The sequence below is a fragment of the Flavobacterium fragile genome (genome assembly GCF_023634865.1).
Lineage (GTDB): Bacteria > Bacteroidota > Bacteroidia > Flavobacteriales > Flavobacteriaceae > Flavobacterium > Flavobacterium fragile.
On record NZ_JAMLJN010000015.1, the window covers coordinates 1 to 20,818 of the forward strand.

The 20,818-nt window shown below is 34.2% G+C and carries 20 protein-coding genes; 6 read left to right on the forward strand and 14 right to left on the reverse strand.

Going from position 1 to position 20,818, the window contains the following annotated elements:
• The 3 genes from NAT47_RS12325 to NAT47_RS12335 form a co-directional block, all read left to right on the forward strand.
• The coding region (locus NAT47_RS12325; RefSeq protein WP_250583201.1) for a T9SS type B sorting domain-containing protein at positions 1–3,870 on the forward strand (3,870 nt) is incomplete at its 5' end.
• A 53-nt stretch (positions 3,871–3,923) separates the two neighbouring features.
• Positions 3,924–4,835: a PorP/SprF family type IX secretion system membrane protein gene (locus NAT47_RS12330; protein ID WP_250583203.1), complete on the forward strand. Its 912-nt coding sequence runs from the start codon at positions 3,924–3,926 to the stop codon at positions 4,833–4,835.
• Between the two features lie 12 nt (positions 4,836–4,847).
• On the forward strand, positions 4,848–6,797 hold the full coding sequence (locus tag NAT47_RS12335) for an OmpA family protein (protein WP_250583205.1): 1,950 nt from the start codon (positions 4,848–4,850) through the stop codon (positions 6,795–6,797).
• Between the two features lie 558 nt (positions 6,798–7,355).
• Here the strand turns inward: NAT47_RS12335 and NAT47_RS12340 are convergent.
• The 5 genes from NAT47_RS12340 to NAT47_RS12360 form a co-directional block, all read right to left on the reverse strand.
• Positions 7,356–7,760 carry a hypothetical protein gene (locus tag NAT47_RS12340; RefSeq protein ID WP_250583207.1) on the reverse strand — a complete coding sequence of 135 codons (405 nt, stop codon included), beginning with the start codon at positions 7,758–7,760 and terminating at the stop codon, positions 7,356–7,358.
• Positions 7,761–8,333: 573 nt separating this feature from the next.
• The gene (locus tag NAT47_RS12345; RefSeq protein ID WP_250583209.1) at positions 8,334–8,630 is read right to left on the reverse strand and encodes a type II toxin-antitoxin system RelE/ParE family toxin; all 297 of its coding nucleotides are present in this window, start codon (positions 8,628–8,630) and stop codon (positions 8,334–8,336) included.
• Positions 8,627–8,869 (reverse strand): type II toxin-antitoxin system ParD family antitoxin, encoded by a 243-nt coding sequence (locus NAT47_RS12350; RefSeq protein ID WP_250583211.1) that lies wholly within the window; start codon positions 8,867–8,869, stop codon positions 8,627–8,629. The genes NAT47_RS12345 and NAT47_RS12350 overlap by 4 nt, the downstream gene beginning before the upstream one ends.
• A gap of 432 nt (positions 8,870–9,301) precedes the next feature.
• On the reverse strand, positions 9,302–10,264 hold the full coding sequence (locus tag NAT47_RS12355; protein WP_250583213.1) for a hypothetical protein: 963 nt from the start codon (positions 10,262–10,264) through the stop codon (positions 9,302–9,304).
• On the reverse strand, positions 10,264–10,881 hold the full coding sequence (locus NAT47_RS12360; protein WP_250583215.1) for a hypothetical protein: 618 nt from the start codon (positions 10,879–10,881) through the stop codon (positions 10,264–10,266). Before NAT47_RS12360 ends, NAT47_RS12355 begins: the two co-directional genes overlap by 1 nt.
• Before the next feature lie 720 nt (positions 10,882–11,601).
• Between NAT47_RS12360 and ltrA the strand changes: the two genes are divergently transcribed.
• Positions 11,602–12,897, forward strand: a complete 1,296-nt coding sequence (ltrA, locus tag NAT47_RS12365) for a group II intron reverse transcriptase/maturase (RefSeq protein WP_250583217.1) — start codon at positions 11,602–11,604, stop codon at positions 12,895–12,897.
• Positions 12,898–12,981: 84 nt separating this feature from the next.
• Here the strand turns inward: ltrA and NAT47_RS12370 are convergent, their stop codons facing one another.
• The 4 genes from NAT47_RS12370 to NAT47_RS12385 all read right to left on the reverse strand — a co-directional run bounded on the left by NAT47_RS12370 (position 12,982) and on the right by NAT47_RS12385 (position 16,219).
• Positions 12,982–13,671, reverse strand: coding sequence for a hypothetical protein (locus NAT47_RS12370; RefSeq protein ID WP_250583219.1), 690 nt, complete (start codon positions 13,669–13,671; stop codon positions 12,982–12,984).
• Between the two features lie 154 nt (positions 13,672–13,825).
• On the reverse strand, positions 13,826–14,824 hold the full coding sequence (locus NAT47_RS12375; protein ID WP_250583221.1) for a competence protein CoiA family protein: 999 nt from the start codon (positions 14,822–14,824) through the stop codon (positions 13,826–13,828).
• Positions 14,825–14,984: 160 nt separating this feature from the next.
• Positions 14,985–15,662 carry an HNH endonuclease gene (locus NAT47_RS12380; protein ID WP_250583223.1) on the reverse strand — a complete coding sequence of 226 codons (678 nt, stop codon included), beginning with the start codon at positions 15,660–15,662 and terminating at the stop codon, positions 14,985–14,987.
• A 173-nt stretch (positions 15,663–15,835) separates the two neighbouring features.
• Positions 15,836–16,219: a hypothetical protein gene (locus tag NAT47_RS12385; protein WP_250583225.1), complete on the reverse strand. Its 384-nt coding sequence runs from the start codon at positions 16,217–16,219 to the stop codon at positions 15,836–15,838.
• Positions 16,220–16,382: 163 nt separating this feature from the next.
• Here NAT47_RS12385 and NAT47_RS12390 point away from each other — a divergent pair, with 163 nt between their 5' ends.
• Positions 16,383–16,625, forward strand: coding sequence for a DUF3850 domain-containing protein (locus NAT47_RS12390; protein ID WP_250583227.1), 243 nt, complete (start codon positions 16,383–16,385; stop codon positions 16,623–16,625).
• A gap of 180 nt (positions 16,626–16,805) precedes the next feature.
• On the opposite strand, the gene NAT47_RS12395 is transcribed toward NAT47_RS12390, so the two are convergent.
• Entirely contained in the window at positions 16,806–17,072 is a 267-nt protein-coding gene (locus tag NAT47_RS12395) for a hypothetical protein (RefSeq protein WP_023569854.1), read from the reverse strand.
• 170 nt (positions 17,073–17,242) lie between these two features.
• On the opposite strand from NAT47_RS12395, the gene NAT47_RS12400 reads away from it, so the two are divergent.
• A complete protein-coding gene (locus NAT47_RS12400; protein WP_250583229.1) occupies positions 17,243–17,443 on the forward strand; it encodes a hypothetical protein in 201 nt (66 codons plus the stop codon).
• Positions 17,444–17,594: 151 nt separating this feature from the next.
• Here the strand turns inward: NAT47_RS12400 and NAT47_RS12405 are convergent, their stop codons facing one another.
• The 4 genes from NAT47_RS12405 to xerA all read right to left on the reverse strand — a co-directional run bounded on the left by NAT47_RS12405 (position 17,595) and on the right by xerA (position 20,277).
• A complete protein-coding gene (locus NAT47_RS12405) occupies positions 17,595–17,852 on the reverse strand; it encodes a DUF7660 family protein (RefSeq protein WP_250583231.1) in 258 nt (85 codons plus the stop codon).
• Positions 17,849–18,052, reverse strand: coding sequence for a DUF1040 family protein (locus NAT47_RS12410; RefSeq protein ID WP_250583233.1), 204 nt, complete (start codon positions 18,050–18,052; stop codon positions 17,849–17,851). The genes NAT47_RS12405 and NAT47_RS12410 overlap by 4 nt, the downstream gene beginning before the upstream one ends.
• A gap of 165 nt (positions 18,053–18,217) precedes the next feature.
• Positions 18,218–18,988, reverse strand: a complete 771-nt coding sequence (gene lnu(I), locus NAT47_RS12415; RefSeq protein WP_147862134.1) for a lincosamide nucleotidyltransferase Lnu(I) — start codon at positions 18,986–18,988, stop codon at positions 18,218–18,220.
• Between the two features lie 245 nt (positions 18,989–19,233).
• On the reverse strand, positions 19,234–20,277 hold the full coding sequence (xerA, locus tag NAT47_RS12420; RefSeq protein WP_250583237.1) for a site-specific tyrosine recombinase/integron integrase: 1,044 nt from the start codon (positions 20,275–20,277) through the stop codon (positions 19,234–19,236).
• Positions 20,278–20,818 lie beyond the last annotated feature (541 nt).

Below are 20,818 nucleotides of genomic sequence, written 5' to 3' on the forward strand. Positions count from 1 at the left end.
GAAATATTAAACCCAACGAATTGTGATACAGTTACAGTAACTGTTACGGTAACAGCAGGAACAATTGATGCGGTTAATGATGCAGGTACACCAGTGAATGGTACTACAGTTGGTACGGCAGTAGCCAATGTGCTTACAAATGATACTTTAAATGGAGTAGCAGTAAATCCAGCAGATGTTACTACTACGTTTGTTTCTTCTACTAATGCAGGTATTACTTTATCAGGAACAAGTGTTCAAGTTGCACTAGGTACACCTGCAGGAACTTATACGTTGACTTACCAAATTTGTGAGGTATTAAACCCAACGAATTGTGATACGGCGGTAGTGACAGTTATAGTGCTTTGTACTACTCCATCAGCACCAACTACAGGTACGGTAACACAGCCAACATGTTCCGTAGCTACAGGAAGCTTTACGATTACGAATTATGACGCCGCTTATACGTATACAGTAAGTCCATCAACAGGAGTAACTGTTGTAGGGGATACGGTAACTGCACCAGCGGGAACGTATACTGTAACGGCTACTTTAGCAGGATGTACTTCGGCTGCTTCAACAGCAGTGACGATTAATGCGCAACCGGTTACACCAGCTGCACCAACTACAGGTTCGGTAACCCAGCCAACATGTTCGGTAGCTACAGGAAGCTTTACGATAACAAACTATGATGCATCGTATACTTACGTAGTGAGTCCATCAACAGGAGTAACTGTTGTAGGAGATACGGTAACAGCACCAGCGGGAACATACACTGTAACAGCTACTTTAGCAGGATGTACTTCGGCTGCTTCAACAGCAGTGACGATTAATGCACAACCGGTTACACCAGCAGCACCAACTACAGGTACGGTAACCCAACCAACATGTTCGGTAGCTACAGGAAGCTTTACGATAACAAACTATGATGCATCGTATACTTACGTAGTGAGTCCATCAACAGGAGTAACTGTTGTAGGGGATACGGTAACTGCACCAGCGGGAACGTATACTGTAACGGCTACTTTAGCAGGATGTACTTCGGCTGCTTCAACAGCAGTGACGATTAATGCGCAACCGGTTACACCAGCTGCACCAACTACAGGTACGGTAACCCAGCCAACGTGTTCCGTAGCTACAGGAAGCTTTACGATTACGAATTATGACGCCGCTTATACGTATACAGTAAGTCCATCAACAGGAGTAACTGTTGTAGGAGATACGGTAACTGCACCAGCGGGAACATATACTGTAACGGCTACTTTAGCAGGATGTACTTCTTCTGCTTCTTCTGCAGTGACGATTAATGCGCAACCGGTTACACCAGCAGCACCAACTACAGGTACGGTAACCCAACCAACATGTTCGGTAGCTACAGGAAGCTTTATGATAACGAACTATGATGCATCGTATACTTACGTAGTGAGTCCATCAACAGGAGTAACTGTTGTAGGAGATACGGTAACAGCACCAGCGGGAACATACACTGTAACAGCTACTTTAGCAGGATGTACTTCTTCTGCTTCTTCTGCAGTGACGATTAATGCACAACCAGCTTTACCAGCTGCACCAACTACAGGTACGGTAACACAACCGACTTGTTCGGTAGCTACAGGAAGCTTTATGATAACGAACTATGATGCATCGTATACTTACGTAGTGAGTCCATCAACAGGAGTAACTGTTGTAGGAGATACGGTAACAGCACCAGCGGGAACATACACTGTAACAGCTACTTTAGCAGGATGTACTTCTTCTGCTTCTTCTGCAGTGACGATTAATGCACAACCAGCTTTACCAGCTGCACCAACTACAGGTACGGTAACACAACCGACTTGTTCGGTAGCTACAGGAAGCTTTATGATAACGAACTATGATGCATCGTATACTTACGTAGTGAGTCCATCAACAGGAGTAACTGTTGTAGGAGATACGGTAACAGCACCAGCGGGAACATACACTGTAACAGCTACTTTAGCAGGATGTACTTCGGCTGCTTCAACAGCAGTGACGATTAATGCGCAACCGGTTACACCAGCTGCACCAACTACAGGTACGGTAACCCAGCCAACATGTTCAGTTGCTACAGGAAGCTTTACGATAACAAACTATGATGCATCGTATACTTACGTAGTGAGTCCATCAACAGGAGTAACTGTTGTAGGAGATACGGTAACAGCACCAGCGGGAACATACACTGTAACAGCTACTTTAGCAGGATGTACTTCGACTGCTTCCACTGCAGTGACAATTAATGCACAACCAGCTTTACCAGCAGCACCAACTACAGGTACGGTAACCCAACCAACGTGTTCCGTAGCTACAGGAAGCTTTACGATAACAAACTATGATGCATCGTATACTTACGTAGTGAGTCCATCAACAGGAGTAACTGTTGTAGGAGATACGGTAACTGCACCAGCGGGAACATATACTGTAACGGCTACTTTAGCAGGATGTACTTCTTCTGCTTCTTCTGCAGTGACGATTAATGCGCAACCGGTTACACCAGCAGCACCAACTACAGGTACGGTAACCCAACCAACATGTTCGGTAGCTACAGGAAGCTTTATGATAACGAACTATGATGCATCGTATACTTACGTAGTGAGTCCATCAACAGGAGTAACTGTTGTAGGAGATACGGTAACAGCACCAGCGGGAACATACACTGTAACAGCTACTTTAGCAGGATGTACTTCGACTGCTTCCACTGCAGTGACAATTAATGCACAACCAGCTTTACCAGCAGCACCAACTACAGGTACGGTAACCCAACCAACGTGTTCCGTAGCTACAGGAAGCTTTACGATTACGAATTATGACGCCGCTTATACGTATACAGTAAGTCCATCAACAGGAGTAACTATTGTAGGGGATACGGTAACTGCACCAGCGGGAACGTATACTGTAACGGCTACTTTAGCAGGATGTACTTCTTCTGCTTCTTCTGCAGTGACGATTAATGCACAACCAGCTACACCAGCAGCACCAATAAGTGGTGGTGATCAAGTAGTGTGTGGAGGTAATGGATTGATAGCTTCTGCTACTACTGTTTCAGGAGGTACTATTGTTTGGTATGATTCATTAACAGGAGGTTCAATTGTGACTACTCCAAGTTTAAATACTGTAGGAACAATTACCTATTATGCTGAAACACATTTGGATGGATGTATAAGTAGTACAAGAACAGCAGTTACTTTAACAATTAATGATTGTTCGATAGATGTTGTTAAAATAGCTAATTTGAATGATACTAATGGAGATGGTTTAGGTCAGCTTAATGAAACAATTACTTATACATTTGTTGTTACTAATACAGGTAATGTACCTTTGACAAATGTTTATATTGTTGACCCATTACCAGGATTAGTTATTACAGGTGGACCAATAAGTTTAGCTGTAGGAGCAAGTGATAGCACTACGTTTACGGCTACTTATATTATAACACAGGGTGATGTGGATTCAGGAAGTGTAGTGAATCAGGCTACTGTTTTTGGTACAACACCTTCAGGAAGTGAAGTGTCTGATTTATCGGGTACTGTTTCAGGAACAGATCAGCCAACTATTGTTATAGTGGAGTCTTGTATAATAGAAGTGTTTAATGCTGTTACCCCTAATGATGATGGTCTTAATGATTATCTTTCTATTGATGGTTTAGATTGTTATCCAGATAACACACTTGAAATCTATAATCGTTGGGGTGTAAAAGTTTATGATGTTCAAGGCTACAATAATACAAGTGTTCGATTTAATGGATATTCTGATGGTAGAGTTACAATAAAAACATCAGAAGAATTACCAAACGGAACTTATTACTATATCTTGAAATATACTGATTCGAACAGAAATTCAAATCAAAAAACGGGCTTTTTATATTTATCAAAATAATGAATTACAGAGAATAATCTCATTCTCTGTATTTCTTTTAAATACTCAAATAAATGAGAACAAGAATTTTAATTTTCACTTTGGTATTATTAAGTACTCTTAGTTATTCGCAGCAAGACGCTCAGTACACACAATACATGTACAATACTATCAACATTAATCCTGGTTATGCTGGATCGCGTGGAGTAATGAGTATTTTTGGGTTGCATCGAACTCAATGGGTGGGTTTAGACGGTGCGCCAACAACAAATGCTTTTTCTTTAAATTCTCCAATAGAAAACAGCAATTTAGGTTATGGATTATCATTTGTAAATGATCGTATTGGGCCAACAGTAGAGAATATGATTTCGGCAGATGTGTCTTACACCATTAATACCTCAGATACCTATAAATTGTCTTTTGGTGTTAAAGCAACTGCAGATTTATTCAATCTCGACCCTTCAAAATTAAATCCAGCCAACCAAGGAGATCCTATGTTGCAAAATTTTAATAACGTTTTTACACCAAATATTGGAGCTGGGGTATATTTTCATTCCGATAAATTATATTTAGGTTTATCAGTTCCTAATTTTTTAGAAACTAAACGTTATAATGACAATGATGTAGCAGTTTATAGTGAAAAAATTAATACTTACTTGATTGGAGGATATGTATTTACTATATCACCTAGTTTAAAGTTTAAGCCTGCATTTTTAACTAAAGTAGTTCAAGGAGCACCATTGCAATTGGATGTTTCTGGAAACTTCTTATTTAATGATAAATTTATGTTTGGTGCTGCTTGGAGATGGAGTGCAGCAATGAGTGTGATGGCAGGATTCCAAATTACTGAAGGAATCTATGTTGGATATGGTTATGATTTAGAAACCACCAAATTAGCAAATTATAATTCAGGATCACATGAAATATTTTTACGCTTCGAGTTGTTCAAATATCAAAGTCGAATGGTATCTCCAAGATTCTTCTAAAATAAAGACAAGATGAAAAATAGAATTTTATATTTTATAGTTTTTTGTATCGTTTCAACTAACGTTTATTCCCAAAAATTAAAAGAGCAAAAAGCAGATCAAGAGTATCAAAACTTTGCTTATTTTGATGCAATTAAAACTTACGAACGTATTTATAGTAAAGGATACAAAAATCAGAGTTTACTGGAAAAACTTGGGAATTCGTATTATTTTAATGCTGATTTAGAAAATGCCGCAAAATGGTATGGGAGATTGTTTGAATTTTCAAAAGATATAACACCAGAATATTATTATCGTTATGCTCAATCTTTGAAAGCGATAAAAGATTATAAAAGAGCTCAGGAAATCATGATTTTATTTGATCAAAAAAGATCAAACGAAATTCGAGCTAAATTAGATATGGCTCAGAGAGATTATTTGGCTCAGATTAAGAAAAATTCGGGTCGCTATACCATCGAAAATGCGGGTATTAATTCGGTATATTCTGATTATGGATCTTCATTTTATAATGATAAACTAGTTTTTACTACTGCAAGAGATACAGGCAGTTTTATAAAAAGAAAACATTCTTGGACGGGTGAGAGTTTTACCAATCTGTATTCTGCTGATATTGATGGCAGTGGAATGCTTTCCAATGCAACAAAATTCACTAAACACTTAAATTCTCGTTATCATGAATCTACTCCTGCTTTTACAAAAGATGGGAAAACTGCTTATTTTACTAGAAATAATTATCTTAATGGGAAAAAAGGTAGTGATGACAATAATTCAAATTTATTAAAAATTTATAAAGCTACTTTAGTTAAGGGTAAATGGACCAATATTACTGAATTACCATTTGATAGCGATGGTTATAGTGTAGCACATCCAGCCTTGAGTCCAGATGAAAAAACATTGTATTTTTCTTCTAATATGCCTGGTACAAAAGGAAAATCGGACTTGTTTAAAGTAGCAATACATTTAGATGGAAGTTTTGGAACCCCTATTAATTTGGGTGATGCTATTAATACTGAAGGAAAAGAAACATTTCCAATGGTAACCGCTGAGGGTGAATTGTATTTTGCATCAGATGGTCATCCTGGGTTAGGAGGGTTGGACATTTTTGTAGCTCAAATTACTTCAGAAGGAAGTTATAAAAATGTTCAAAACGTTGGCGAGCCTATCAATAGTCCTAAAGATGATTTTGGATTTTTAATCAATGACCAAACTCGAATAGGTTATTTTACTTCAAACCGTGAAGGAGGAATAGGAGGAGATGATATTTATAAGTTCATTGAGCTTAAGAAGTTAATTTGCGAACAAGCATTATCGGGAATAGTTACTGATAAAGAAACAGGAATGCCTTTAGCAGGTGCCAAAGTTACCCTATCTGATGGGGAGTTTAAAATCTTAAAAGAGATCACTACTACTGAAGATGGTACGTTTGACTTTGGAAAAGTAGAATGTGAAAGTAAGTATTATATTAAAACAGATAAGTTAGCTTATAATACGCAAGAAAACCCTACTACTATTAGTGATGAAAGTGGTAAGACATTTGTAAAAATAGAACTTCAGAAGACAATAAATCCTTACACTGTAGGGCAAGGTTTAGAAAAAGTTTTAGAAATCAAACAAATTTATTTTGATTTGAATAAATCTAATATAACACCTTTAGCCGAAATTGAATTAGCTAAGATATTAGATGTATTACAACAAAATCCAACCATGACGATTGATGTTCGTTCTCATACCGACTGTCGTCAATCAGCAAAATACAATATGGTACTATCTGATAGAAGGGTTAAGTCTACAATTGCATGGTTAGTTGCTAAAGGTATTGATAAGTCTAGATTAACAGGTAGAGGGTATGGAGAATCGCAACTGGTGAATGATTGTGGATGTGAAGGCAATAAGAAATCAGATTGTACAGAAGCAGAACACCAAGCCAATAGGAGATCGGAATTTATCATTACTCATTTATAAAAAGTATTTAGAACGGTATTAAATTTGTTTTACTTTTTGTTAGTTAGAAAAAGCTTGATGGTAATCATCAAGCTTTTTTATTTGTTTAAGTAACAGCTTACTTTTGTTATTGAATTTGTAAACGGAAGTTTATCAAGACCACATTTACACTTGGAGTAAATCACGGAAAGGCGATTGTGCAATGGCAAAATGTTCTATTTTAGGCACCACCATTACTTTATAACGCTTGAAGAAAAGAGGTTATGTTTCCTTAACCGAATTACATTTACAACTTAACCCATCTCTTAGAGCCTGTCCCGTATTTTCGGGAAACCGCCGAGTACAGCCTGTCCCGTATTTTCGGGATGATCCGCTTGGTTTATACTGAGCCTTGCCGAAGGACTCGGTGGTGTACTCAAAGTTTAGTTTGTATTTTTATAGGATTTCGTGAATGTAAACATTTGAGAGGCGCACTCCGTCAGTTTCTGGCGGAGCTGTCTAATCGATTGTGCGAGGTTATTTATTGAAATTTTGTAAATCGTTTTCAATAAGTTGAATTTTATCAGCATTATTCAAATTCTATATTAAGGATGTGAAGTGATCTCCTCTTTCTAAATCAGTTATTCTTATTTCTTTTAGGATGTAATTTTCAAAATTTCTTTCATTAAACATTGAAGAAAATAATTTACTTCTAAATTCTTGAGGTAATAATTTTATTTTCCTATTAGTTCTCATTTTAATAGGGGCAGTGTCACAATAAGAATATAAAACAACATTATGCTGTTTTAAATACTCATCTATTATGTAGGTAAATTTATTTAAAGTTTTAATCGAGTTATTTTCAATACCATCATTCATTAAAGTAATGGAAACATCCACAATTGGTATTTCATAATTTACACCGCTAGAGGAAAATTCTATAAAACTTACAAGATATTGATAACCTTCTTCAGTTACAAAAGAAACTTCTTTCTCTAACTCCAAAATATTTAGGAAAATATGTGTCTTTCTTAGCAATTAATTTTGCTTTATTATCTTATTTAGTAGCACGAAGTTTTCTAAAGAATTCAAGTACTTCTTTAGATGGGTTTTCTATATGTAGTGTTTGTACTTTCGTAAGTAGTTGTACAAAAGTAACTATTATTTTTGAATATACAACAAATTTACTCTAAAGCTTTTACGTTCTGTTCGGGTATAATATCGCACAACGTCAGACTGAGAAAAATCTGTACACGCAAGCGACAACGAACTGACGAAGTAATCCTAACAACAAATATAGCTAAATAGTGGTAAGAAAAATAGAATAGTTGTATTTTTATGTATGCAACACATCCAAGGAATTTCCCTAAAACAAGTGAAGTGCTTTGCTTTTATAAAATCAATGGTTACAGACTTGAAAACCTGGATTATAAGCCAACTAAATTTTATGATTTTGAATCTTAACTAAAAAAAACCTCGTTTAAAAGGCTTTAAAAGAGATCAAAATAGTATGTTTTTGAAAACTATTTTCTAAAAAAAGAGTTGTGCAACAGTTACCTATGCTATATGCCGTATCGTTCATAGTTGATTTTCAATATCCATCATCTGATGTAAAACTCTAACTATTTCTATAATTCCATCTTCAGCTTTTCTGTAAATAATTAGATGTGATTTCACTCTAAACTGTCTGTAACCTAATTTAATATTTCCAATGTCTTTTCCACCTTCAAAATCTTCAACGATGTATTCAATTTCTTGATAGATTAACCGATAATAATGATTAGCTTGATTAAGTGACCAATTTTCTAAAGTGTAAAGCCAAATTTTGTCTATGTCTTCTAATGCTTTTGCACTTATTCGGTATTCTATTTTCATAAGTGTTTTTTATGAAGACTCGCCAAATGTGCTTCAGGATCAAAATTTGAAACCATTCCACTTTTTTCACCGATTTCAATTTCTTCTCTTAGTTTTTTTATTTTTTGTTCTTCCAATTCAAATAATCTTAAAGCTGTACGAACAACTTCACTTGCTGAACTGAAACGACCAGAAGAAATCTCTTCCCTAATAAAATTTTCGAAATAATCTCCTAATAAAATAGATGTGTTTTTTGCCATGACTTTTTCTTTTTTTCAAATGTACCAATTTTTGGTATACAATCATCTTTTTTTGCAGTTTTTTTTGAGAAATGGCATATAACGACAGACTTTGAAAAAACTTCACACCCGAGCGACAGCGAACTGACAAAGTAATCCTATCCACAAACATAGCTAAATGTTGGTAATAAAAATAGAATAGTTGTATTTTTATATATGCAACACATTAAAAGAATTTCCCTAAAACAAGTGAAGTGCTTTGCTTTTATAAAATCAATGGTTACAGACTTCAAAAACTCGATTATAAGCCAACTAAATTTTATGATTTTGAATCTTAACTAAAAAAACAAACCTCGCTTAAAAGAGCTTAAACGAGGTTGATTTTTATGTTTTTGAAGATTGTTTTTAAAAAATGGTAGTTATGCAACAGTTACCTCTGTTACCAGCTGCCGTTTATTTCAATGTTTTATATTTAATTTTTATTTTTTCTCTAATAGCACCACTGTATCCTTGCAACTTCATAGCTGATTTATAATCTTCTTCTATTTGTTGTTTATTTAATTCGACGGCTAACTTATTTGTGATTTTTTCTTCACCCACAAAGTATAGTTTATAAACACCATAAGTATCTTTATTTAAATCTGCATAGCTTTTTTTTATTAGCGCATATAGAGCATTTTCTTTTGCATAAAGTGATAGTATTTCATAACGATTGATTTTACCACCCCAAAATGTGCTGTCATTAATATTTTTTATTTCATAAATAAAATGTTTGTTATCCCAATGATTATTACTGTCATAACCATCGTGGTGTTTAATTATATAGTTTTTTTTAAAATAAAATTGAGTAGAAGAGTTCCAATTCATACTATTTCCATTTTCTGAGGAAAGTGTAGAAGTGCTAATCATATCCAAATCTTCAATTTTTTCGATAAAGCATTTGTAAACTTCTTTATTTACAGAAAATAAATCCCAATCGCTTTCAATACTGGGTATATATTTATAATACTTTGGTTTATTTTTCACTAAATCTTTTAAGTCATAAATGTGATTGGGAATTTTAAAAATACCCTTTTTAAAAGATATGCTATCCAAGGTTACTGTTCTTAAATCAATTGATGGCGGATAAATTCGCATCGTGTCTTTTTTAAAAATTATATCTACAAATAAATCCTCTCTACCATTGCCTCCTTCTATGCTTATTTCGTAATAATCAGGGAATTTATAACTTTGAGTTAGATTAGTGTTTAAATTCTTTTTAGTAATCACCTTCCAATTACTATCCGATAAATTAACCAATGTTTTGTTATTATAGACTTTAAACTGAAAAGAGCCGGAATATCCTGGTTGTGCTTTTACAAAACATGTAAACAACAATGTTGTTATGATTAATTTATTTTTAAGAATAATATCCATTACTGTTTAATTAGCTTGTTGTTAACGATTTTGTATTTACCACTTTCCACACAGTTTGAGCAATAATTCTTTTCTCCATTAGAGCTACATTTTCTTGTTATTATTAGCGTCCCATTTTGATAGATAATTTTAGAACTACATTTTCTGGTATTGATATATTTTTTGTGGTTCTTATCATCGTCAGAGTTATGTGAAAATGTTTGTATTACTAAATATGTTCTTTTTTCTAAATCAAATAAAATGAACCAACCATAATAATTTTCACCCCAACCTGAACGCATCACACTAATATCAATTGAAACATATCGCTTTGAATGTATTTTGTGTTTACTAATGCTGTAGTTTGAAATAAAGTACTTGTCATAATTGTATACTATCCAATAATTACCTTTTTTTTCAATTAAAAATAGTCCTTTTTCTTTATTATATTCTTGAGTAAAAAAGAATGATGAGTTTTTAACCACATCTTTAGACTTTATTTGGTCAATCACCTTTTGACTTTTTATAGTGTCAATTATTTCCAATGGTTCAAATTCATGTAAAACTTCTTGCCCATAGGTTGATGATAACCAAAAGGACAAAAAGAATAATGTTATGATTGTTTTAAAAATATTCATTTAAGAAAATAAGTTTTTTAGTCAATCTATTTTAGGACGTCATGTTTGGTACGGTTGCTGGTAACGTTTCGCGGCTTCGCGTCAGTTGCGAGGAGCGGAGCAGCGTACTTTCTGCTAAGATAAAAATTATTGCGAAAAATGAACGTGAACTTACCACAAATCTCGCAATTGCGCGAAACCGCTGTGTGTGCCCTGCATATGCAGGACACACCCCGAAAGCTTTTCAAATCGTTCAAAAATACAAATTTAGTTTTACGAACCAATTTTTCGGGGTGTTATTTTTCCAGAGGGTGTAAGTCCCTTACGAGCGGATTGAAAACCCGAATCGTTAGCAAGCTGCAAGGTGGTTTATCGTGAAGTATGCAGTGAAGGAAGCAGGACTGCAAAATCCGGTACTGACGAACAGAAACGTCATAAGAGGCATGTTAAAGCGGATGAGCGTCCACAGCAACGTAACGTCCAAAGTTTACCAAAACTTTAATTTGTAGATGGCGCAGGAATTGGAGGAAGGAAAAAGCATTTACCAGGGGAGGTCTTGGCGATTACGAGTTAATCAAGCCAAGAAGTCAGCAGAGGTCATAGTACTTGAAGGCAAACGAGATGCGAATAGATACCGCATAGGCCTCACAAACAAGGAAGGACTGAACGTAAAGAGGTTTTTAATAAGTAACGGAACGCATAGTAGCCCTACTTAACGAAAACAGGTTAAAACAAGCTAAAATGATAACAAGAGTAGTACAACCGTTTAATCTTCAAAAAGCATTGGAACACGTGATTGCCAATAAAGGCAGTGCGGGTGTTGATGGTGTTTCTGTAGGAGAACTCCGCAAGGTGTTTTCAGAAAATAAACTACAACTGATTGAAGCAATCAAACAAGGCAACTACCAAGTACAACCCATTTTAGGTATTGAAATTCCGAAAGGAAACGGGAAAACCCGATTATTGGGTGTTCCCACCACCACAGAACGTGTGTTGCAACAAGCCGTAGCACAAAACCTTGCACCGCTTTTTGAACCCGAATTTAGTAATCATAGTTTTGGTTTTAGACCCCACAAGAACGCCCGACAAGCTGTTGGACAATCTCGGGACTATATCCATTCAGGATTAAACCACATTGTGGATATCGACCTGAAAAACTTCTTTGATGAAGTCGACCATTGTTTATTACTAAATTTAATCTATCAAAAAGTGAAATACAAAGCTACCATGCAACTGATACGCAAATGGCTCAGAGCACCGATTAAAATCAACGGAAAGCTACACAAACGGAGAAAAGGCGTTCCGCAAGGAAGTCCTTTAAGTCCGCTATTGTCGAACATTCTATTGCATCAATTGGATAAGGAAATGACTCGAAGAGGACACAAATTTGTACGTTATGCCGATGATTTTAGTATCTATTGCAAAAGCCACAATCAAGCCAAAGCGACAAGAGTGGTAATTGAAAAGTTTCTGAAAAACAAACTCAAATTAACTATAAATGAAGAAAAGAGCGGTATTAGAAAACCAATCAACTTCACAATCTTGGGTTTTGGATTTGTACCAACGTACGAGAAAGGAAAGAAAAATCAATACCAACTCATCGTATCGGAAAAAGCATGGAAGAAACTAAAAGAACGACTTAAAGCCGTTACCCGAAAAACCACACCTACCACTTTTGAAGAGCGTATTACCAAGATAAAAGAAGTGCAACGAGGATGGTTGAACTATTTTCAAGGCACGAGTATTTTGGGCAAATTACGAGATTTAGATGGTTGGTTAAGAAATCGACTGCGCTACTGCATTTGGCATCATTGGAAGAAACCCGAAAGGAAAAGGAAAAACCTGATTCGATTGGGCGCCAGCCAAGACCACGCCTACGCTTGGAGCAGAACACGTAAAGGTGGTTGGGCAATTGCGCAAAGTCCTATTTTAGGCACTACCATTACTTTACAACGCTTGAAGAAAAGAGGTTATGTTTCTTTAACCGAATTACATTTACAACTTAACCCATCTCTTTGCGAACCGCCGAGTACGTGACCCGTACGCTCGGTGGTGTGAGAGGCGCACTCCGTCAGTTTCTGGCGGAGCCGTCCACTCGATTAGTGGCTGGGCTATTTGTCATTATGCGTTCCATTCTATATTGTCTGGTTTCATTCTTTTCTCAACAAAGGTGTCAAAGTCGAGATAGAAACATGTCGTAGGAAAATGGATTTTGTGTTCTTTTTTTCTACTTTTCCAAGTTAAGTGAACTGTTGCAAACCTACTTTCATCACCTTTCTTTTTAACTCTAAAAAGAACATCATCATTCGGCCCGTATTTAGCGAAAGTTGAAAATTCAGCACCAACTAATGTATGGTTATCTGTCTTGCCAACAGATAAAAAGCTAAAAAGAGATTTTACTGGAGTAATTTCTTTTGTCAGTTCATCCTCAAAGGAAATTTTCTGAGCAATGTCTATTGTTGACCAAGGTTCAAGTAAAGTGTCTTTGGTGAAACTTAGAAGGTCAAGGTCAATGCCCGCTATGTCAATTCGCTTTGGCTCGTTTGGAAAGTCTGGACTGTCGTCAAATGTGTAACCACCTTCTGGGAAAAGGAAAAAGCCGTTGTCAAGTCTTGCGTTAAACCGTAAAGAATACCATTTTTCGTAGTCTGGTTTATTTGTAGTCCAAAATTCCCAAACAAATTTTTGAATGTCATTGAAGTAATTGTCGTTCGGAATAAATTGTCCGAATACACAACCCATACTCTCATCACCGACTTGCAAGTCCGCTGTCCCGATAATTGTCTTATGAGAATAAATTGTCGCCTTCATTTTATATTGTCTGTTTGTCGTAGCACTGTCGGTCAAGCCTTGCCACTAACGTTTTGCGGCTACAAGTAGTGGCGTGAACCAATACCAAGCCATAACAAATATAAACTTATTTTAGAAAATTCGGAGAATTTTCGGAATATTACTGAACTAGCCATTACTTGTAACCGTTGTTAGCAACTGGTTTATCTATTCTCCATAGTTTTTCACATGCATAATTTGAATTCAGTATTCCTGCTTTATGTTTAGTACAAAACCAAGCAGAATCTACTAATCTACTTCTATTCGGTTTTAAAAATTTACAAGCATGACAATTCATAACTTTGATTCCTTTATGTGAAGCTTTTTTGACTAAATCTATAAAATATTCGGGTTCATCATAGGAATCAACATCTTTAATAATTTCAAAATATGAATATTTATGAGAATATAAGTCGCTTAAAATTACTCTCATTTGAGCACTATATGAATAGGCTTTTCCATTTTCATCAATTCTAAATAAAAAGTGATGATTTTTGCATTCGTGGGGTTTAAAAATATTTTTTGTAATTGATTTATTTTTAAAATTAATCAGTTGAAAATTTATATTTTGTTGTGTTAATGATTTATACTCTAAAAAATCTAAATTGTTTTCGTTTTCTATTGGTATTTCAATGATTCTCAAACCGCTCATTTTCTTTTCTGCTGAACAGAAATGTTTTACAGCAAACTCAACTAGTATTTTTTCATTTGTTTTAGTTGAACTTAAAAGTATATCAGCTATAAAACCATTAACCCCTTTTTCAATGTCAATTTGATTAAATGTTTTTGTTAAATCAAATAGTCTTGAAGTGTTTTTAAAGTCACAGTTAATATTAAAATTATCTAAACATGAAGTACATTTTTGGTCAATAAAATATTCTAAATGAAAAGAATCGTTATTAACTAAACATTTTGAATAACTCAAGTAGAACTTTAGTTTGGCAAGTTTATGCAAATATGATTCATAACTACAAGCCTTTATTTTGTGAGAAAAATGATGAGCTTTTATTTTTCCTTTTCTAGCAATCATTTTATCTCCGCAGTTAATACAAAAATAATTCTCTTTTTGTTTTTTGTCTACATTATTTATGTTGACAAGCTCATTTTTGTTATTAAATGCAAAATTGTTTTTCATTTAGTTTTTCAAAACTTGTTGCTAACGTTTTGCGGCTACAAGTAGTGGCGTAAACCATTACCAAGCCATAACAAATATAAACTTATTTTAGAAAATTCGGAGAATTTTCGGAATAGTACTGAACTAGCCATTACTTGTAACCGTTGTTGTACACTGTTTTTTATTTTTTCGGATATTTTAAATTATGTTTTATACAATATTCTATTAATTCTCCATTTTCAATTATGTCAAAAGCTTTGCCTTTAGCTTCTGCTAACGAATTATATAATCTTTTACTTGTCATATTGTGTATTTTAAGTTCAAAACCATTTTCTTTTTCCTTTATTCTTATTTCAAATAATGCTTGTTTCACAATATGAGTTCCAAAATCATTTTTCCATCTTTTTGATGTGATAAAATTACTTTTCCGTTTGCTATATCTTAAAAAACTTTCCTTTTCATTACTTGCTAAATCACTATCAGTTAAATTGTCACAACAACCTGTCCCGACATTAATTGTTCCCCAATTCTCATGAAATATTGCAAAAGAATATCTTAAAGGATTGTTACAAAATTCACATTCTCCAATTAAATCACCCAAGTCTTCCATTTCAATGAATTCCCAACCAAATTTTGGAATTACATAGCCATGTTCTGCACCATGACAACCTTTACACAATGTTTCACATTCTTCGGTTGCATATTGCCATGGTTTTCTACCTTTGTGATAAATTAAATGATGAACTTGAAGGATAACACCGTCTTCTCTTGACCTACCACAACGAACACAAGTATAATTATCACCTTCAAGAATATTCTCTCTAAATTCTTTCCATTCTGTTTTATGATAATTTGACATGATTTCTAAAGTTTTGTCAAAATAGTGTACAACGTTCTGCGGCTTGCTCTCAGTGGCGTTGCACCAAAACCAAGCCATTACAAATATAATAAAACATTCCATTCAGCAGCGGATTTTCCGTAGGAAAATCCGGAAGTAGCCATTGAAGCAAACCGCTGTTGTGTGCTGGCTTTTTATTCATAACGTATGTCAAATTTGTATTTTTTTTCTTTAGGATTTTTTATTATGTAAGTTGCTTTTACGACAGATGTCGATGTGCAAACTTCATCGGATGTCAGTTTGTATATTAAAATAATGCTGTCTTTTTTTATTTCTATATCACCTGAGTAATTTCCACACGCATTTGCGTCAATAGTTTTAGATATGTAGATTATTTTGTCGATATATTTTGCGTTTATTTTTGATTTTAATTCAGATTCATATTTTTCATAATTTTCATCGCCAATTTCGGCAAGAAATTCAGAATTAAAATATATTAAATCTTTATTAATTTCTTTTCGCTTTTCAGAACAAGCTAAACTGAGCATAATAATTAAAAAGTATATTATTTTTTTCATTTCGGATTGATTGATTACGCATTTATTTTAGCTTGCACACAACGTTTTGTGGCTTGGTGTCTGTTATTTTGCCTTGCAGACACTTCAAGCCTTAGATAAATTTTATAGGCAAAATAATAGCACCAAACCGCTGTTAGTGGCTGGTGCGGTTTAATAACGGAAAATGTCAAGACAACATCACCACTTAAAAACAGAAACGGAATACTATCAAGCCGTAGAGAAAGGAGTAAAAAAGTTTGAACTCCGAAAAAATGATAGAGATTTTCAAATTGGCGATATGCTTTATTTGGAAGAAACGGTAAACGGAACTTATACAGGTCGCAAACTTTCACCAATGGAAATTAAATACATTTTGCACGGTGGTAAATACGGTTTAGACGAAGGTCATTGCATAGTGTGTTGGTAGCACTTGCCACTAACGCCCGCCGGCTTTAAGAAGTGGCGGAATTTTGTTACTGATGTTTACAAATATACCGAAAAGTTTGAAAGAAAAAGCCTCACTTCGGAGAAGAAAAATATTCACTGACCATTACCGATAAATCCCCAAACCCGCCATTTCTTAAAACCGCTGTTATGCGACGTTCTTTCAAATTTTTAAATCAAATATTTCTTGAGCAATTTCATCACAATGTTTTTTATTTCCACTTAATCCCATGCTTACCGTCGTTAATTGATGCAAATGGTTTGAAATTTTAACTTTATCAGCACCTTCAACTTTTAGTTTAAAAATGTATCGAGTATAGCTTTGATATTCGCTTCGGCAGTTTTCATTATCATTAAGTCCAATTGGATCCCAACTTTTCCAAAGTATTTCATCTATTTTTTGATAAAGTATTTTTTGCTTTTGAGTCATTTTTGAAAATGCTAATAGTTGTTTAAACGCAACGTTTTTATAGAATGTCGCATAACGTTTTGCAGATAGGCTATGGTTGCCTACACAAAAATTAATTATTAACCGAGAAGTTTTTGGCAACTATTGCCTATGTGCTGTTAGGTGCAGTGCTTCTCATAAATTTTGAAAAGATGATTGAAATCATTAAAGAACAAGTAAAAATGCCAAGTCTAAGCACCGAAAGAAGGTTTCAAAAGATTTGTGTAAATAACAAATGGGAAGTGGTAGATACTCACAACGAAAATAAGACACGATACAAAGGTGCTTACGAAGATGTTATGATTGCTTGTCATAATTTGAATAAGAAATTTTATCGTGATGGTGTCATTTAGCATTGCACCTAACGTTCCGCGGCTTGGCGCAGTAGCGGCTGCGTGAAACGATTATTTTCTTGCTAAGATAAGATTTTCCAGCGGAAAATCGAACGTGATTTTAATTGTAAATTTAGCTATTGAGCCAAACCGCTGTTATAAGCTGTTTTTTTTATTCATAAATTCTCGCTCCCATAAAAATGTCAGCAAAAATTTTCCAGTCAGGTTTATTTGCATCTATATTCATTTTCATGTTATCATAATATCCTTGAATATCTTCAGTATATCTAGATAAAGCTTCAAGGAAATCTTCTAAACTTTTGTTTTCCCATTCTTTTGGATTTTCTTTAAAATCTTTTAATAATAAATCTAGAAATATTGCAAAAGAATCCCTGTCAGTTACTTTAAAATTGGCTAGTTTATCATTCATTTTTTATTTTCTTCTATTTGATTTTCAAGGTCATTTAACTTTTTTAAAAACTCGTCATCTTCCATGTTGAACAACTTTGGATTAGTTTCACCAGTTCGAGTTATTCCCATAATTAATTGTCCAAGTCTAAAATCAGGATTTTTTAACCACAATTTTTCTAATCTTTCAATAAGCGGTTTTATTCTTTCAATGTCTCTCATGATTAACGAGCGTTTTTAAAATAGCTTATAACGGTCAAGTATAAGCGTAGTGCGGGTTTTCGGAGCAATACACTGTCCGCCAACACGAACTTTGATAGATGGCAAAATACTAAATTTTAGCCACTTCGCCCGCATTACGCTTATACAATGTTGGCGGTAGTTTATTTATTCAATTCTCCTTAATACCCCCTTTAATTTTGCTTCAACTCCAAGATTATCAAAAAGTTTTTCAGTCAATGTTAATGTCTTCTTGAAAGCTGTTTTAATATCTGTCGGATCTAATTCTGATGTTGTCTGCTGAAATAACGAATACCAATCTGGATCTATGTCATTTTCCAAGCTTTTTGTTGGACTTTCCCAATGTTTGGTTTGGTATGTTTCAATTCTTATTAACCAAAGTAAATATTTTTGAACATTTGATAAGCTTTGGTAAGCGTGAGCAAATTCCTGTCGTTTAATTAAGTTGCTTGTTGTAAGTAAAACATTCAACAATGATTGGCTCAACCACAGGATATTTTCATTTGTTGTTCGATCAGGTACTTTAGTTTTTATTTCTTTGAGCGTGTTAGTCAATAAATCTTCTTTATCTACTAAAATCATCTTGTCAAAGTCGCTAAACTCTACCAATCCGTCCCACGATTTGATAACTTCCATTTGGTCGTTTGTCAAAAAATGAAACTCCCCCCTTATCATATTTTCAAAAATGGCAACTTCACTTCCAAACTCGTTGGTAAAATATAATGCCAAAGGATGAATTTGGCTTACCCAATTTTCAGCGGAAAATTTTTCTTTATCCTTCAAGAAGATGTAGAATTCAATATCTGAATATTTGTCCCCTTCATTTTTGGTAAATGACCCATACATAAATACGGCAGAAATATTTTTATCATTTTGAGCTATTGACTTTGTTTTGTCAATCATCTGTAACTGTATCATTTTCTAATTTTTTAATATTAACAATCGTCCTTTCTACTTAGCGTAGTAAAGGATATTTCAATTCTTATTCTATCTTACAGTTACTTATAGCTTCATTTTCTTGAATGTTTTTCGTTGTTAATCGTTTCTTCAAATTACCGCCAACTTGTTTATATGTCTGATAAAATCATACATAGCAACCCAATTTTGGGTGTATAGGTCTGACAAATATCAGTTTTATTTTTACCAAAAATAATAAAAAAATCTTATAAATCATCAAATGGGCTTTTAATTTGTTGAATGCTTTTTGTACTCACGTGAGTATATATTTCGGTAGTTTTACTGCTATTATGACCTAATAGTTCTTGAATGTATCTTAAATCAGTTCCACTTTCAAGTAAGTGTGTAGCATAGCTATGACGTAACCAGTGTAGTGTGGCAGGTTTTTTTATTCCTGCTTTATTTAGAGCTTGTTTTAGAACACTTTGTAAGCTCTTGTCAGAATAAGGAGTACCTGCTTCTAGTCCTTCAAATAAATACGTTTTAGGTTTATAAACTTTATAATAGTCTCTTAATAGTTCTAGTATTTTAGGACTAAGCGGAACAATTCTATCCTTTTTCCCTTTCGAATTTTTTAATAAAACAATATTTCTTTTTGAATCTATATGATGCGGCTGTAATGCTAATAATTCACCACATCGTAAACCACAAGAGTAAATTAAACTTAACATGGTTTTATGTTTTAAGTTGGTTGGAGCGTGTATAATTAGTTTTACCTCTTCTTTACTCAAAACATTTGGCAATTTTTTTTCGCGCTTAGGACGATGTATTTTTTCAATTTCAAGCGATGATTCTTTTACTATTTTAAAATATAATTTAATTGCATTCACAATCTGATTTTGATACGATGAAGATAAATTATACTTTAAAATATAATCATTGTTATATAAAATCACATCTTCGTTAGTAATGTCTTTTAAAGCTTTGGTATTACAAAACGTTAAAAACGATTTTAAAGCATCACTATAGGTATTTATTGTATTGGGACTGTATCTTTTAGATAAAAGGTAGCGTTTGAAAGTTTCAATACTCGCTATTCCTTCGGCATTAGGCACTAGCGTATGGGCTAAGGGTAATTTAAAATGCAAGCGGTTGGCTGCTGTGTCGGGTAAGTGCCAATATTGTTTAGAAGCACTCCAGCGCGCATCTTCAAAAGTTTTAATACGTGCAATTAAAGCAGCATTTTTTTCAAAGTAAACAGCGATTCTGGGTGTTCCTTTGTGTACTAGGGCTTTGGCTTTGTAATTCATAATGAATGGCTTATATAATACAAATATAGAAAATATTTTTAAATCACAATTTTCATCCACCTATTGCTACTCTCTTCAAGTAAAAAAAATCGAATAAAAACTAGAATAAACTAATTCCCCTAGGGCATTTAATTGTTTTCCCTAGGGCATTTGTAAAATTCCCCTAGGGAAATTAACCAATTGCTGTACAGCAAATGAAAATATACTACTTACAAAACAAATTATTTTTCCTTATCTTTTTGCTATTAAAATAGCACGAATTTCTTCTCATTGATTGTATTTCTTTTTGCCTTTCTTCCTACGTTGTTCGAAGAACCACCCCATTTTACGAAGCGCATACGAACAACGTTCGAACAAACTACGAACAAAACCCCTATAAAATTAGAACAAACCTATCATAAGCTATCAAAAGAAGTCAAAACCTATCAAAACCTGTCAAAACCTATCAACTCATTCTATTCCACCCTATTAATTTATAGTAGTTTAAGTATGCGAGTGTCTTGTATTACAATAGCAATACACAAAAACAGTGTATATAGAA